At 72.6% G+C, this 13,378-nt stretch carries 16 protein-coding genes; 6 read left to right on the top strand and 10 right to left on the bottom strand.

The window, feature by feature from the left end:
• Positions 1-954: 954 nt before the first annotated feature.
• Positions 955-1,476 (bottom strand): hypothetical protein, encoded by a 522-nt coding sequence (locus Actkin_RS22285; protein WP_258904144.1) that lies wholly within the window; start codon positions 1,474-1,476, stop codon positions 955-957.
• A 122-nt stretch (positions 1,477-1,598) separates the two neighbouring features.
• Here Actkin_RS22285 and Actkin_RS22280 point away from each other — a divergent pair, with 122 nt between their 5' ends.
• A complete protein-coding gene (locus tag Actkin_RS22280) occupies positions 1,599-2,108 on the top strand; it encodes a GtrA family protein (RefSeq protein WP_396122799.1) in 510 nt (169 codons plus the stop codon).
• Here Actkin_RS22280 and Actkin_RS22275 read toward each other — a convergent pair.
• Both Actkin_RS22275 and Actkin_RS22270 read right to left on the bottom strand, forming a co-directional pair.
• A complete protein-coding gene (locus tag Actkin_RS22275; protein ID WP_258904143.1) occupies positions 2,026-2,802 on the bottom strand; it encodes an ArsR/SmtB family transcription factor in 777 nt (258 codons plus the stop codon). The two genes, Actkin_RS22280 and Actkin_RS22275, sit on opposite strands and share 83 nt — an antisense overlap.
• 65 nt (positions 2,803-2,867) lie before the next feature.
• Complete coding sequence (locus Actkin_RS22270; RefSeq protein ID WP_258904142.1) at positions 2,868-3,893, bottom strand: LacI family DNA-binding transcriptional regulator; 1,026 nt, start codon at positions 3,891-3,893, stop codon at positions 2,868-2,870.
• Between the two features lie 112 nt (positions 3,894-4,005).
• Here Actkin_RS22270 and Actkin_RS22265 point away from each other — a divergent pair, with 112 nt between their 5' ends.
• Genes Actkin_RS22265 through Actkin_RS22255 form a run of 3 tightly spaced genes read left to right on the top strand, consistent with a single transcriptional unit; the run spans position 4,006 to position 7,117 of the window.
• Complete coding sequence (locus tag Actkin_RS22265; RefSeq protein ID WP_258904141.1) at positions 4,006-5,133, top strand: Gfo/Idh/MocA family protein; 1,128 nt, start codon at positions 4,006-4,008, stop codon at positions 5,131-5,133.
• Positions 5,130-6,263 carry a dihydrodipicolinate synthase family protein gene (locus Actkin_RS22260; RefSeq protein ID WP_258904140.1) on the top strand — a complete coding sequence of 378 codons (1,134 nt, stop codon included), beginning with the start codon at positions 5,130-5,132 and terminating at the stop codon, positions 6,261-6,263. The genes Actkin_RS22265 and Actkin_RS22260 overlap by 4 nt, the downstream gene beginning before the upstream one ends.
• Complete coding sequence (locus Actkin_RS22255) at positions 6,260-7,117, top strand: sugar phosphate isomerase/epimerase family protein (RefSeq protein ID WP_258904139.1); 858 nt, start codon at positions 6,260-6,262, stop codon at positions 7,115-7,117. The genes Actkin_RS22260 and Actkin_RS22255 overlap by 4 nt, the downstream gene beginning before the upstream one ends.
• Here Actkin_RS22255 and Actkin_RS22250 read toward each other — a convergent pair.
• The 3 genes from Actkin_RS22250 to Actkin_RS22240 all read right to left on the bottom strand — a co-directional run bounded on the left by Actkin_RS22250 (position 7,053) and on the right by Actkin_RS22240 (position 8,984).
• The gene (locus tag Actkin_RS22250) at positions 7,053-8,021 is read right to left on the bottom strand and encodes an arabinan endo-1,5-alpha-L-arabinosidase (RefSeq protein ID WP_258904138.1); all 969 of its coding nucleotides are present in this window, start codon (positions 8,019-8,021) and stop codon (positions 7,053-7,055) included. The genes Actkin_RS22255 and Actkin_RS22250 overlap by 65 nt on opposite strands.
• 66 nt (positions 8,022-8,087) lie before the next feature.
• Positions 8,088-8,735, bottom strand: coding sequence for a HemK2/MTQ2 family protein methyltransferase (locus Actkin_RS22245; protein WP_258904137.1), 648 nt, complete (start codon positions 8,733-8,735; stop codon positions 8,088-8,090).
• 51 nt (positions 8,736-8,786) lie between these two features.
• A complete protein-coding gene (locus tag Actkin_RS22240; RefSeq protein WP_189211343.1) occupies positions 8,787-8,984 on the bottom strand; it encodes a CDGSH iron-sulfur domain-containing protein in 198 nt (65 codons plus the stop codon).
• 69 nt (positions 8,985-9,053) lie between these two features.
• On the opposite strand from Actkin_RS22240, the gene Actkin_RS22235 reads away from it, so the two are divergent.
• On the top strand, positions 9,054-10,028 hold the full coding sequence (locus Actkin_RS22235; RefSeq protein WP_189211342.1) for an iron-containing redox enzyme family protein: 975 nt from the start codon (positions 9,054-9,056) through the stop codon (positions 10,026-10,028).
• On the opposite strand, the gene Actkin_RS22230 is transcribed toward Actkin_RS22235, so the two are convergent.
• Genes Actkin_RS22230 through Actkin_RS22220 form a run of 3 tightly spaced genes read right to left on the bottom strand, consistent with a single transcriptional unit; the run spans position 10,014 to position 11,047 of the window.
• Entirely contained in the window at positions 10,014-10,427 is a 414-nt protein-coding gene (locus tag Actkin_RS22230; RefSeq protein WP_258904136.1) for a DUF6766 family protein, read from the bottom strand. The two genes, Actkin_RS22235 and Actkin_RS22230, sit on opposite strands and share 15 nt — an antisense overlap.
• Positions 10,428-10,487: 60 nt before the next feature.
• The gene (locus Actkin_RS22225) at positions 10,488-10,847 is read right to left on the bottom strand and encodes a hypothetical protein (RefSeq protein WP_189211340.1); all 360 of its coding nucleotides are present in this window, start codon (positions 10,845-10,847) and stop codon (positions 10,488-10,490) included.
• Positions 10,848-10,852: 5 nt separating this feature from the next.
• Positions 10,853-11,047: a DUF2795 domain-containing protein gene (locus Actkin_RS22220; RefSeq protein ID WP_189211339.1), complete on the bottom strand. Its 195-nt coding sequence runs from the start codon at positions 11,045-11,047 to the stop codon at positions 10,853-10,855.
• A gap of 97 nt (positions 11,048-11,144) precedes the next feature.
• On the opposite strand from Actkin_RS22220, the gene Actkin_RS22215 reads away from it, so the two are divergent.
• Positions 11,145-12,167 carry an NAD-dependent epimerase/dehydratase family protein gene (locus tag Actkin_RS22215; protein ID WP_258904135.1) on the top strand — a complete coding sequence of 341 codons (1,023 nt, stop codon included), beginning with the start codon at positions 11,145-11,147 and terminating at the stop codon, positions 12,165-12,167.
• Here Actkin_RS22215 and Actkin_RS22210 read toward each other — a convergent pair.
• Complete coding sequence (locus Actkin_RS22210) at positions 12,159-13,313, bottom strand: PepSY-associated TM helix domain-containing protein (protein WP_258904134.1); 1,155 nt, start codon at positions 13,311-13,313, stop codon at positions 12,159-12,161. The two genes, Actkin_RS22215 and Actkin_RS22210, sit on opposite strands and share 9 nt — an antisense overlap.
• Positions 13,314-13,378: the final 65 nt, after the last annotated feature.

Below are 13,378 nucleotides of genomic sequence, written 5' to 3'. Positions count from 1 at the left end.
CCATGGTCTTCCCCTCATACACCACCGGACAAGCCAAGGCTCGCCCCAGTCCGCCCGGGTGGTGGGGTGGGGGCCGGGGGACTGGATGGGCGGCGGGAGGACCGGTCCGCCGGAGCGGATTGGCCGATGGCAGAGCTGCCGGAGGACCGGCCTGCGGATGGGCCAAGCCGCAGGCCGGAGGTGGGTTGGCGGATAGCTGAGCTTCGGCATGTGGGTCGGTTGCTTCGCCGGTCGGAGGTGATTGGCGGTTGTGCAGGGATGCTGGCCAGCGGATCGGAGGCGGGTTGGCGGACGGCTGAGCGACGGCCTGCAGTCCGTTGATTCGCCGGTCGGAGGTGGGTTGGCGGTTGCGCAGAGCTGCTGGCCAGTGGACCGGTTGATCCGTCGGTCGTAGGCCGGTTGGCGGGTGGCCGAGCTTCGGCCTGCGGATCGGCTGATCCGCAGGTCGGAGATGGTTTGGCGGTTGGCGGAGCTGCTGGCCTGCGGATCGGTCGAGCCACCGGTCGGAGCTGGATTGGCGGATGGCAGAGCTGCCGGAAGAACCGGTCTGCGGATCGTCGAGCGACCGGGAGGACTGGCGAACGGGCTGCTCCGCGGGTGGGCTGCTTGGTGAATGGGCTCCTTCGTGAATGGTTGGTTTGGCGGAGGGCTGTTGGGCGGGTGAGCTGCGTGGTGAATGGCTGGTTGGCCGGTGGGCTCCATTGTGGGTGGACTGCTTCGTGGGTCCGCTGCTTGGTGGGTGGGCTGTTTGGTGGGTGGACGGGCTGATGTGGTCGACTGCCTCGGCCGCTTCCTGAACTGCACAACCGACCTGACTGCGCACCGACCGCCCCTGCCCGGCTCCGCTGGTCTGCTGGGCTGTTGCGGGCGGCTGGCGGGCGGGTTGATCGGGCCGCTCCACGACGCTTGTGGTCGATGACCGGGCGGCGCGAAGCGGCCGGGGGCGGGATTTGGTCACGCGGGCCTCCTGGTCCGGCCCCACGGCTTGAACACCGACAACGCCGTCGCCAGCAGGACGGCCGTTGTGGACACGATGGGGGGTGCCACTAGGCCGCTGATGTCTGGGGCGCCCTCGGTGGCGTACACGGTCGCCATGGTCGCTGTCTCGTGGAGGGTGGGGGACAGGCCGAAGATGATGAGCAGGGTCAGGATCGTGTTCAGCCCCAGCTTGACGGCCACCCACCAGTACCGGACTAAGCCGTACTTCGTGCCCCAGCCCAGCACGACGCCCGTGCCGAACGTGATCAGGGAGACCGCGATCAGCGGGCCGACCGCGAACACCTCCAAGGCGCGGAACGCCGACTCGGTGAGGATCGGATCGGACGTCAGCAGGGCTGTGCCGACGAGGATGGCGAGGACCACGTCAATGCCCAGCCAGACGCCCGCGGCGGCTATGTGGGTCAGGAGCCAGGTCCTGCGGGCGGTCGTGCTCAGGCGGAAGCGGACCGGCGTGGCGCGGGTCAGGGTCGTCGTCATGGCGATCACGATCCCGGAGCCGCCGACCCGCGTCGTCCGATCAGGAACGTATCTCCGCGTACGTCAGCTGACGTACGCCGCGGTGTCGGCTGCCGGACACGCGAGCTTGGAACACTGCGCGCGTGCCGAGGTTCAACGAGGCGATGGACGCCGTCGCACGCAGGTTGCCGTTCGGGCTGTCGCGGATCGTGCCGGGGAACCTGGTCGGGTTCGGCGTCATCAACGGCTTCACCTTCGCCGTCGACCTCACCCTGCTGACGATTATGCGCAGCGGGCTCGGCTGGCCGCTGCCGGTGAGCATCACCATCGGGTACGTCATCGCGTTCGGGCTGAGCTTCGTGCTCAACCGCGCCTTCAACTTCCGCTCGCACGCGCCCGTCGGCCCGCAGGTCGGGATCTACGTCGTGGTCGTCGTGGTGAACTACCTCGCCTGGATCCTCGGCGTCGGCAGCGGGCTGGCCGCCCTCGGGGTGGACTACCACCTGGCGCGGCTCGCCGCGGGCGCGTGCGAGGCGGTCTACATGTACGCGGCCATGCGCTGGGTCGTGTTCAGGCGGGCAGCGGGGACCCCGTCTCCAGCAGCGTCTTCAGGCTCGCCAGCAGCTCCGGCCACGCCTGGCTCACACCCCTGACCAGCAGCCCGTCCGGCGTGAACCCGGTGTGCACGACGGTCAGCCGCACCGCCCGCCCGTGCGGCTCGATCGTGAACGACACCGTCGAGCGCGGCTCGGCCGCCATCGCCGCCAGTTCCTCGTCGGACATCTCCGCCGCGCGGGCGAACTCCGGTGTGATCGTGTGCCACGTGTAGGACAGCCGCTCGTACGGCTTGGCCTCAACGACCACCTGCTCGGGGTCCTCCATGCGCACCCCGTTCCACACCCACACCACCGGCGCGCCCGTGGTCCAGTCCGACTCGAAGGTCGTCCCCCAGTACTGCCGGGTGAACGCCGGGTCGGTCAGCGCCTGCCAGAGCTTCTCCGGCGTGGTGTTGATGTACGTGGTGTAGACGAACTCGTCCACCGTGCTCTCCAATGCCGTCTTGAGGTCCGCTAGCGCGCGCACGCGGCCGCGGTCGTACTGGTCGATCCATCGCTCGGCGATGGCGTTGATCGGCTCGGCGTTGAGGTAGTGCAGCTTCTCCCGCCCCCGCCGCAGCACGGTGATCAGGTTCGCCGCCTCCAGCACCGCCAGGTGCTTGCTGACGGACTGCCGCGCCATGTCCAGCCCGGCGCACAGCTCCCGCAGCGTCTGCCCGGTGCGGCTGTTCAGCGAGTCCAGCAGCGCCCGTCTGCTCGGGTCGGACAGGGCCTTGAACACCTCGTCCACGCGCGCGCCTCCTGACATGCAGCCGTCCAGCTGCATGTCAGGTTAGGCAGCCTGACGGCTGCATGTCAACCGCGCGGCGGCGCCGTCGAGTCGCGGACGACCAGGGAATGGCCGGTCAGCCTGCGCCTCGGCCTGCTCGACGCGGGCTTGAGCGCCAGCTCCAGCACCTGCTCGCCCATCTCCGCCATCGGCAGGCGGACGGTGGTGAGCGCGGGCCACAGGTACTCCGCGACCGGGACGTCGTCGAAGCCGGACACCGACACCTCGCCCGGGACCGACACGCCGCGGGCGCGCAGCGCGGCCAGCACGCCGATCGCCATGTCGTCGTTCAGCGCGGCGATCGCGGTCACGTCGGGGTGCGCGTCGAGGATGGCGTGCGTCGCCCGGCGCCCGCCCGCGCGCGTGAACTCCTCCTCGACGACGGGCAGGTCGTCGAGGTCGAGACCGGCCGAGGCCAGCGCCTCGGCGATCCCGGCCAGCCGGTCGGCGACCGTGGTCAGCGCGCGGGAGCCGACGGCGAAGGCGATCCGGCGGTGGCCGAGGGCCAGTAGGTGCTCGGCCAGCGACCGGCCGCCCGTGTGGTTGTCCGGCAGGACGGCGTCGGCGCCGAGGTGGTGGCGGCCGATCACCGCGACCCGCCCGCCGCCCGCCTGGAACGCCTGCAGCTCCGCCTTGACCGGCGCCTGCACGGCCGCGTCCACGAACCCGGACCCGGCGATGACGATTGCCCTGACCCGGTTGGCCACCAGCGCCCGGACCTGGGTCAGCTCGGCGTCGGGGTCCCGGCCGGTGTGGCCGATCTGCACGGTGAGGCCCTGCTGCGCGCCCAGGCGCAGGACCCCGCCCGCGATCTCGGTGAAGTACGGGTCGCCGATCTCGTGCACCAGCAGCCCGATCGTGGTGCTCGCGCCGCCCGCGAGCGTGCGGGCGTGCACGTTGGCCACGTACCCCATCTCCGCGGCCACCCGGCGCACCCGGGCCGCGATCGCGTCGCTGACCCCGGTCGAGCCGGACATCGCCCGCGACGCGGCCGCGATCGACACCCCGGCCGCGTCGGCGACATCGATCAGCCGAGCCCGTCGCTGCGTCATCGTCCCTCCCTCACGGGACATCTTCTACCGGGAGCCCTTGCCTGCGCCGCCGGGTCGGACCTATCGTACTGTAAGCGCTTACGAAAGCGCTTTCTATGCGGATGGGGCGAGCATGAGAATCCTGATGAACGGCGTCACCGGGCGCATGGGCCACCGCCAGCACCTGCTGCGCTCGGTCCTCGCCATCCGCGACGACGGCGGGCTCCGGCTCCCCGACGGCGCCCGCCTGCCGGTCGAGCCCGTCCTGGTCGGCCGCAACGCCGACAAGCTCGCCCGCATCGCCGACGAGCACGGCATCGCCACCTGGTACACCGACCTCGACACCGCGCTGAAGGACGACGCCCCGGTGTACTTCGACGCGCTCGTCACCAGCGAGCGCAAGGACGCCATCGCCAAGGCGATCGCCGCGGGCAAGCACGTCTACACCGAGAAGCCGGTGGCCACCTCGGTCGCCGACGGGACGGCGCTGGCCGACGCGGCGGCGGCCGCGGGCGTGATCAACGGCGTCGTGCACGACAAGCTGTACCTGCCCGGCCTGCTCAAGCTGAAGCGGTTGATCGACCACGGCTTCTTCGGCCGGATCCTGTCGGTGCGCGGCGAGTTCGGCTACTGGGTGTTCGAGGGCGACCTCCAGCCAGCGCAGCGGCCGAGCTGGAACTACCGCGCCGAGGACGGCGGCGGCGTCGTGCTGGACATGTTCTGCCACTGGAACTACGTGCTGGAGAACCTCTTCGGCCGGGTGGAGGCCGTGACGGCCAAGGCGGTCACCCACATCCCGCGGCGCTGGGACGAGGACGGCAGGCCGTACGCGGCCACCGCGGACGACGCGGCGTACGCGATCTTCGAGCTGGCGGGCGGCGTCATCGCGCAGGTCAACTCCTCGTGGGCGGTGCGGGTCGACCGCAAGGAACTGGTGGAGTTCCAGGTCGACGGCACCCACGGCTCGGCCGTCGCGGGCCTGTTCGGCTGCCGCGTCCAGCCTCGCGTGCGCACGCCCAAGCCGGTGTGGAACCCGGACGAGCCCACCGCTGAGGACTTCCGCGCGCAGTGGGACGAGGTACCGGACAACGACGTGTACGCCAACGGCTTCCGCGCCCAGTGGGAGCGGTTCCTGTCCGATGTGCACCACGGGACGCCCCATCCGTACGACCTCGCCGCGGGCGTGCGCGGGCTGCGCCTGGTGGCCGCGGGCCTCGAATCCTCCCGGCACGGGCGTCGGGTGCTCCTGGAGGACGCGTGATCAGGGTCCCGCTCGCCGACGGCACGTGGACGTCGGTGGAACTGTCACCCCCGCGGGCTTGGGAGGAGCACCCCCGGCCGCACGCCTCCCGGGTCCTGTTCGCCGCCGCCCACGTCGCGGCGGACCCGCTGGGCGACAACACCGTCGACTGGGAGTCCACATTGGCCTTCCGGCGACACCTGTTCCGCTACGGCATGGGTGTCGCCGAGGCCATGGACACCGCGCAGCGCAACATGGGCCTCGACTGGCCGACCGCACGGGAGCTGATCAGCCGCAGCGCGGCGCAGGCGAACGCGGAGGGCGCCCGGATCGCCTCGGGCGCGGGCACCGACCACGCCCCGGACGACGTCACGCTCGACGGCGTCATCGCCGCGTACGAGGAGCAGGTCGCGTTCGTGGAGGACGCGGGCTCGCGGGTGATCGTCATGGCCTCGCGCCACCTGGCCAGGACCGCCCGCTCCGCCGACGACTACCACAAGGTCTACGGCACGATCCTGCGCCAGGTGCGCGAGCCCGTGATCCTCCACTGGCTGGGCGAGGCGTTCGACCCCCACCTGACGGGCTACTGGGGCTCCACGGACCTCGCCACCGCAACCGCCACGTTCCTCGACCTCGTCGGCGAGCACGCCGCGGCGATCGACGGCGTCAAGGTCTCCCTGCTGTCCGCCGAGCACGAGGTGTCCCTGCGCGCCGCCCTCCCCGACAGCGTCCGGCTCTACACGGGAGACGACTTCCACTATCCGGAGCTGATCAGAGGCGACGGCGTTCGCCACTCCGACGCCCTGCTGGGCGCGTTCGCCGCGGTCGCCCCCGCCGCGTCCGCCGCGGTGGCCGCGCTGGACCGGGGCGACCTGGCGGGCTACGACGCCGAGATGGCGGGCACGCTGGCCCTGTCCCGCCACCTGTTCAGCGCGCCGACCTACTACTACAAGACCGGCATCGCGTTCCTGGCCTGGCTGTGCGGTTACCAGCCCGGCTTCACCATGCTCGGCGGCCTGCAGTCGGCGCGGAGCGTGCCGCACCTGGCCCGGGTGTTCGTCCTGGCCGACGCCGCGCGCCTGCTGCCCGATCCCGACCTGGCCGCGCACCGGCTGCGGGCGTGGCTGGAGACCGCGGGGGTGGCGGTGTGAGGCTCTCGCTCAACCAGCGGACCACGGCGAACTGGACCCTGCCGGAGGCCGTCGCAGGCTGCGTCGCGGCCGGGATCGGGGCGATCGGCCTGTGGCGGGAACCAGTCGCCGACGTGGGGCTGGAGACGGCCGCGCGGATGGTGCGCGATGCCGGGCTGCGGGTGTCGTCGCTGTGCCGGGGCGGGTTCTTCACCTCGGGGGACAACCACGCCGACAACGTCGCCGCCCTCGACGAGGCCGCCGCCCTGGGCGCCGACGTGCTCGTGCTCGTCCCCGGCGGACTGGCCGACCGCGACATCGATGGCGCGCGGCAGCGGGTGTCCGACGCCGTGGCCGCCCTGGTCGAGCCCGCGCGGGACCGGGGCGTGCGGCTGGCGATCGAGCCGATGCACCCGATCTTCGCCGCCGACCGCGGCGTGATCTCGACCCTCGCGCAGGCGGTGGACATCGCCGAGGCCCATCCATCCGATGTGGTGGGGGTCGTGGTGGACACGTTTCACATCTGGTGGGAACCGGGTGTGCTGGACCAGATCGCGCGCGCGGGTGAGCGGATCCTGGCTTACCAGGTCAGCGACTGGATCACGCCGCTGCCCGCGGACACCCTGCTCAGCCGCGGCATGATCGGCGACGGCCACATCGACTTCGCCCGGCTCACCCGGGCGGTCGCGGCGGCGGGCTACCTCGGCGACGTCGAGGTGGAGATCTTCAACGCCGACGTGTGGGCAGCGCCGGGGGAGGAGGTCGTCGCCACGATGGCGCGCCGGTACGCGGAGCTGGTCGAGCCGCACCTCACACCATGCGCGCCGCGCTCTGCAGCGCAGGCCACCCCTCCGCGTCATACGCGAGCGGGTTGATCCCCAACAGAGGCGTCCCGTTGTCGGCGTAGTAGTGGTAGACGAGGATGTCGGTGTCGCCGTCGGTCAGGACGTCCTGGTGGCCGGGGCCGTGGATGGCGCCGTGCGAGGCCACGATCTCCGTGCCGCCGCCGTCCAGCATCGGCACGCCCGCGCGGTCGACATAGGGGCCATTGATGCTGTCCGAGCGCCCGACCATCACGCGGTAGGTGCTGTTCGCGCCTTGGCAGCACCGGTCGAACGACACGTAGAGGTAGTAGTACGAGCCGTGTTTGGCGATCGTCGCGGCCTCGATGGCGTCCCCGCCGCGGCTCGCCAGGTCCAGGATCGCGCTGTCGAGCGGCTTGCCGGTGTCCGGGTCGATCGCGATCTGCTTGATACCCGACCAATACGACCCGAAAGTGAGCCACCAGCGGCCGTCGTCGTCCACTGTGAGGTCGGGATCGATCGCGTTGTAGTCGTCGGCGTCGTCGGTCTCGACGACCAGGCCGGCGTCGGTCCACGTGCCCGCCTCGCCGGTCGGGCTGGTCGCCAGGAAGATAGCCGACTTCCGCGAGCCCAGCGTGGAAGCCGAGTAGTACAGGTAGAACCGCTCGTTCAGATAGGACAGATGCGGCGCCCACAGGATGTTGCCACCGCCGGTGTACGGCTCCGTCCACGGCGCGCCGTCGGGGAACACCTGGCCCGCGTTCTGGAACGCGACGCGGTCGGCCGATGTCTTGAGCAGGATGTTCGCCCCGGTGTGGGCCAACAGGTACGCGCCCGACGGCGTCTTGACCACCGTCGGGTCGTGCACGCTCACGTCGCCGGTCACCGCCGCCGGGTCCGGGTAGTCGACGCCGTGCGCGACCCCTGCCGTGCCCGCGACCAAGGCGAGCGCCACCGCTGCCACCCGCACCACCATGCCGCCTCCTCGCGCGATCCCACCCCTGTCTCTACTTCCCCGGGCGGGAGCGCGCCAGTCGGCGCGTCAGTGGTCGGTGATCGCGCGGTCGGCGCGGATGACGACCAGTTCCTCGTCGGTGTCGCCGGGCTCCAGCAGCCCGGCGCGGACCAGCGCGTCGGCCCGCCCGCGCATCACCGGGCCGAAGGGCTCACGGGCACGCGACACCACGGCGGCCTTGAGCCCCAGGCCGCGCAGCGCGATCAGGCTCTCCTCGGTGCCGCACAGCGCCGAATGCACCATGAGCAGCGTGCCGCCCGGGGTGAGCAGGTCGCGGGCCGCGGCGCACAGGCGGTCGAGGACGGCCCGGCCGTCGCAGCCGCCCTCCCACGCGCGGGCCGGTCCCCGGGCGTCGACGTCCACCACGGACGGGACGTACGGCGGGTTGGCGAGGACGATGTCGAAGCGTCTCCCCGCGGCTATCGTCAGGGCGTCGCCCTGGCGGACCTCGACGTTCAGGCCGCTGAGCCACGCGTTGGCGCGGGCGGTGACGACGGCGCGGCGCGCGATGTCCACCGCGGTCACCGACGCCGCGCCCGCGCGGGCCGCGGTGAGCGCCACGGCGCCGGTGCCGGTGCCGATGTCGAGCACGGTCCCGCCGGGCGGCAGGTTCGCGTCGTGGAACGCCGCGCAGAGCAGGCGGGTGTCTCCTTGGGGGCGGTAGACGCCGGGCATCCGAAGCAGCATGGCGGGGAAATGCCCCGGATCGCCCGGGTCAAACTCGCGTCAGGACTCGACCTTCCGACAGCGCCGGTGGCTGGTGTCGCACAACGGGTAGAGCGCGCTGCGACGGCACGCGCACAGCGCGGTCACCACGCGTGAGGACCGCGCGGTCTGCCCGTCCGCGCCGGTCACCTCGACCGGGCCGTCCACCAGTATCGGGCCGCGGGGGATGATCCGCACGCGCGTCGGTCGCTCAGCCATGACGACGGGATACCTCGGTTGAGTGGGTCTCAATCGGGGTATCTCGGCGCGGACGGAAGGAGTCACCCCATGGTCATGCCCGCCGTGGCGACGCGCCTGCCCGCGGCCCGCGGTCCGCTGTCGGAATACGTGCGCGACGTGCTGTCCGGTCCCGTGCGCGAGCTGTCCCCGCCCGCGGTCGACGCCGATCCGCACGGCGAGGACCTGACCCTGGCCCTGCACCTGTGCTACGAGCTGCACTACCAGGGGTTCCCCGGCACGGACCCGGACTGGGAGTGGCAGCCGGACCTGCTGCGCCTGCGCGGGGCCATGGAGGCGGTGTTCCTCGACGCGCTGCGCGCCGAGACCCCCGGCGGCGACGTCGAGGAGGTGCTGGCCGAGCTGCTGGTGGAGGAGGTGCCCGGCCGGGGCGTCTCGCACTTCCTCGCCGAGCACGGCACCTGGGAGCACGTCCGCGAGTACTTCATCCACCGGTCGATCTACCACCTCAAGGAGGCCGACCCGCACGCCTGGGTCATCCCCCGGCTGCGCGGCAGGGCCAAGGCGGCGCTCGTGGCCGTGGAGTTCGACGAGTACGGCGGCGGGCGCGCCGAGGACATGCACTCGCGGCTCTACGCCGACCTGCTCGACGAGTGCGGACTGTCCACTGAGTACCTGCACTACCTCGACGACGTGCCCGCGCCCGCGATCGCCACGGTCAACATGATGTCGCTGTTCGGGCTGCACCGCTCGCTGCGCGCCGCCCTGTGCGGGCACTTCGCCGCGGCCGAGATCGGCACGCCGCCCAGCGCGGCGCGCGTGCTCACCGCGCTGGACCGGCTCGGCGCGGGCCCGGCGACGCGGCGGTTCTTCGCCGAGCACGTCGAGGCCGACGCCGTGCACGAGCAGATCATGCGCCACGACGTGGTCGGCGGCCTGGTCGCGGACGAGCCGGACCAGGCCGCGACGATCGTGCTCGGCATCCAGGCCACCGGCCTCATGGAGCAGCGGATGGGCGAGCACCTGCTGTCCTGCTGGGAGTCCGGGCGGTCATCGCTGCGCTGAACCGCCCGGGTCGATGCCGCGCTCGGCGAGCAGGGCGTCCAGCTTGGCCTCGATGCGCTCGTCGGACTCCTTGGACTGGCTGGAGCCCCAGTAGTAGAACAGCGCCAGGCCCGCGGCCTGCCAGATCAGCTGCAGGAACTCAGACTGCCAGTTCTCCAGGGTGGACGCGGCGAACTGCGGGAAGTAGTCGGAGAAGGCCGCCTCCTGGCCGTGCGTCTGCTGTTCCTGGCTGAAGGCGATGTACTGGAAGACGAACTGGCCGACCCAGGACAGCAGGAAGAAGACCCCGGTCACCAGGGCGAAGGAGTACGCCTTGGCGAACCGGGGCTTGCCGAACGGCTCGGCGCCCTGACCCGGCTTGCCGACCCGGGCGAGCGCGTCGGTGTCGTGGTGCCTCATGATCTCCGCCTTTCCCGCGTGGAACTGGCGGACCGGGTTCCCCGGTTGACCTTCGGCAAACTAGGACGCGCGTGACCCCGCGATGGCGCAGAGAACGGCCCAGGCGACCGCGACCGCGACGACCTTGCGCCGCTTGTCCGGCTCGGGCAGGGCGGCGAACACCGCCGCGTCCGAGAGATCGCAGGCGACCCGCGCGGCCACCGCGGTGCGCAGCGCCGGGCCGGGCGGCGCGCAGAGCATCGCCACGCCGACGGCGGCGTCGCGGGCGCCGATGGCGCGCACGAGGATCTGACTGCCGCCCGGCACCTCGCCGGTGGCGTTCGTCAGGCCTGCGGGGGAGGCGAGCAGGGCTGGTCTGACGACGATCGCGGCGCCGTAGGCGGCGGTCGCCGCGCCGAGCAGGCGGGTCAGGGTCGGCATCGCGGCTACCGGGTCGCCGACGTGAACGCCTCGCTCACCGCGTTCGGGCCGTCGTACTCGCGGTCGGGCATCGCTTCGAGGCCGTTCACCACGTCGTCGTCGGCGCCGCTCGACCGGGCGTGCTCCACCAGGTCGGACTTGGAACAGGGGTAGTTGACCCCGGAGAGGAACTTCTGCATCTGGATCGGGTTGGGGGCCATGTGCGCCCTCCTCCTTCGGATCGGGTCCGCGCTGGGTACCCGCGTCCGCGCCGGTGAACCGTGTTTCGCCCGACCCGGGCCCGGGTATCGCGCTGACATGCGGATCGTGGTGGTTGGCGGGACGGGCAGCATCGGCACCGCGCTGCTGGACGTCGCGGCCGTGCGCGGGCACAAGCTGGTCGGGGTGTCGCGGCGGGAGCCCGCCCCCGGCCCGCCGTACGCCGACGTGGAGTGGCACCCGATCGACATCGCCGAGCGCACCGCGTTCACCCGGCTCGTGGAGGCGTTCGACGGGGCCGACGCCGTGGTGCACGCCGCGTGGCTGATCCAGCCCAGCCGGGAGCGGGCCCACCTGCACAAGGTCAACGTCGAGGGCACCGGGGTGCTGCTGGACGCGGTCGCCGTCGCCGGGGTGCCGCACGTGGTGTACCTGTCCTCCGTCGGCGCGTACGCGCCCAAGGACCGCGGCGGCCCGGTCACCGAGAGCTGGCCGACCACCGGGATCGACACCTCCGACTACAGCCGGGACAAGGCCGAGGTCGAGGCCATGCTGGACCGGTTCGAGGCGGCCCGGCCCGGGATCGCGGTGACCCGGCTGCGGCCCGCGCTGGTGCTGCAGCGCCGCTCCGCCGCCGAACTGCGCCGCTACTTCACCGGCCGCCTGGTGCCGCGCGCGCTGTGGAAGCTGGTCCGCTCGGGCAGGTTGCCCGCGCTGCCGCTGCCCTCGGGCCTGGCCCTGCAGTTCGTGCACGCCGCCGACGTGGCAACCGCCGCGCTGGCGGCCATCGACCGGCAGTACCGCGGCGCGGTGAACCTGGCCGCCGACCCGATCATGGACTCCGGCGCGCTGGCCGCCGCCGTCGGCGCGCGGCCGCTGACCGTCCCGCCGAGCGCGGTGCGGGCGCTGATGGCGGGCGCGTGGCGCGCCCGCCTGCTGCCGATGCCCGCGAGCTGGCTCGACCTTGCCATGGGCGCGCCGACCATGTCCGCCGACCTGGCCAGGGCGGAGCTGGACTGGTCGCCGCGCTGGAACGCGACGGAGACGCTCGGCGACCTGCTCGCCGGGCTGGCCGAGGGCGAGGGCGTGCCTGCCAGCCCGCCGCTGCGCCCGTCACCGTGAGCGGCGCCGGGCCAGCCCGTCGACCGCGGCGAAGGCGATCAGCGACGCGCCGAGCACCGGAAGCAGCCAGCACACGCCCGCCGTCCCCACGATGAGCAGCGTCCGCGCGCGCGTGGACAGGTAGCGCCAGACCGGCGGCGGGGCCTCGCGGCGCGCCCACCACATCCGGTAGCCGAGCGCGAGGAGCGCGATCGTGCCCAGGGCGACGCCCGCGAGCACCAGCCGGTTGGCCCAGCCGAACAACAGCCCGTGGTGGAACGCGGTGGCGACGGCCCGCGCCTTGGCCGTCGCGGAGTAGTCGGCCCAGCCGACGGCCGCCGTCACCCGGCCCAGGTACGGGTCCACCGCGACTTTGTCCACCTGGGACGGTCCACCGCCGGACTCGGCCACCTCGTACGGCCGGTCGCCGCGCTCCGGCGGCACCACCGTCAGCGCCCCGGACAACCCGGCCGAGCGGGCCAGCGCCACCACGTCGTCCACGCCGACCCGCGCCGGAGCGGGCGTCACCGGGGGCGCATTCAGCCGCGGGGGAGCCGTCGACAGCACCGCGGACACGCGTTCGCCCGCCAGGACCGTCCGCTGCACACCGGAGAAGCCGATGAGCAGCAGCGCGGCGGCCAGCGCGAGACCGAGCGCGCCGTGCCAGGCGCGCGCGCCCGACCGCCGCCGCTGGGACACGCGCAGGAAGACGCCGAACAGCACGATGATCGGCAGCCAGCTGACCGCGAACTCCGCGTACAGCCGTCCCGGCTCGCCCAGGTGCAGGCTCCGGTGCGCCTCCGCCAACCACTCCCGCGTCGGTGTGCCCGTCGACTCCAGGGTCCCGCGCACGACCGCGGTGTACGGGTCGACGTACACCGAGAGCGGGACGCCCAGCACGTCCAGGGCGACGCGGGTGGTGCGGTCGGGATCACCGGGCACGGTCACCGAGGTGACCCGCGCGCCGCGGTGCTCGATCAGCGCGGCGGACACCTGCTCGGACACCGGCAATGCCTGGGCGCCCACCTCGTCGACGAACAGGGCCGTGGGGTGGATCAGGTCGTCGAGCAGTGGGGCGACGGTGTGGCCGAGGCCGGTGGCGGCCAGCAGGAACACGAAGGGGGCGACCGCGATCCCGGCCAGGAAGTGCACCCGGCGGGCCGCCATCAGCAGAAGGGTCCTCGGCGGAGGCCGCCGCCTGCGCGGGGTTCTGACCGGTCTCGTCGCCGGTG

Origin of the sequence: Actinokineospora sp. UTMC 2448, assembly GCF_024760565.1 — a bacterium.
Lineage (GTDB): Bacteria > Actinomycetota > Actinomycetes > Mycobacteriales > Pseudonocardiaceae > Actinokineospora > Actinokineospora fastidiosa.
The sequence above is the reverse complement of the archived record's forward strand: the minus strand, read 5'-3'. Positions and strand labels throughout refer to the sequence as shown.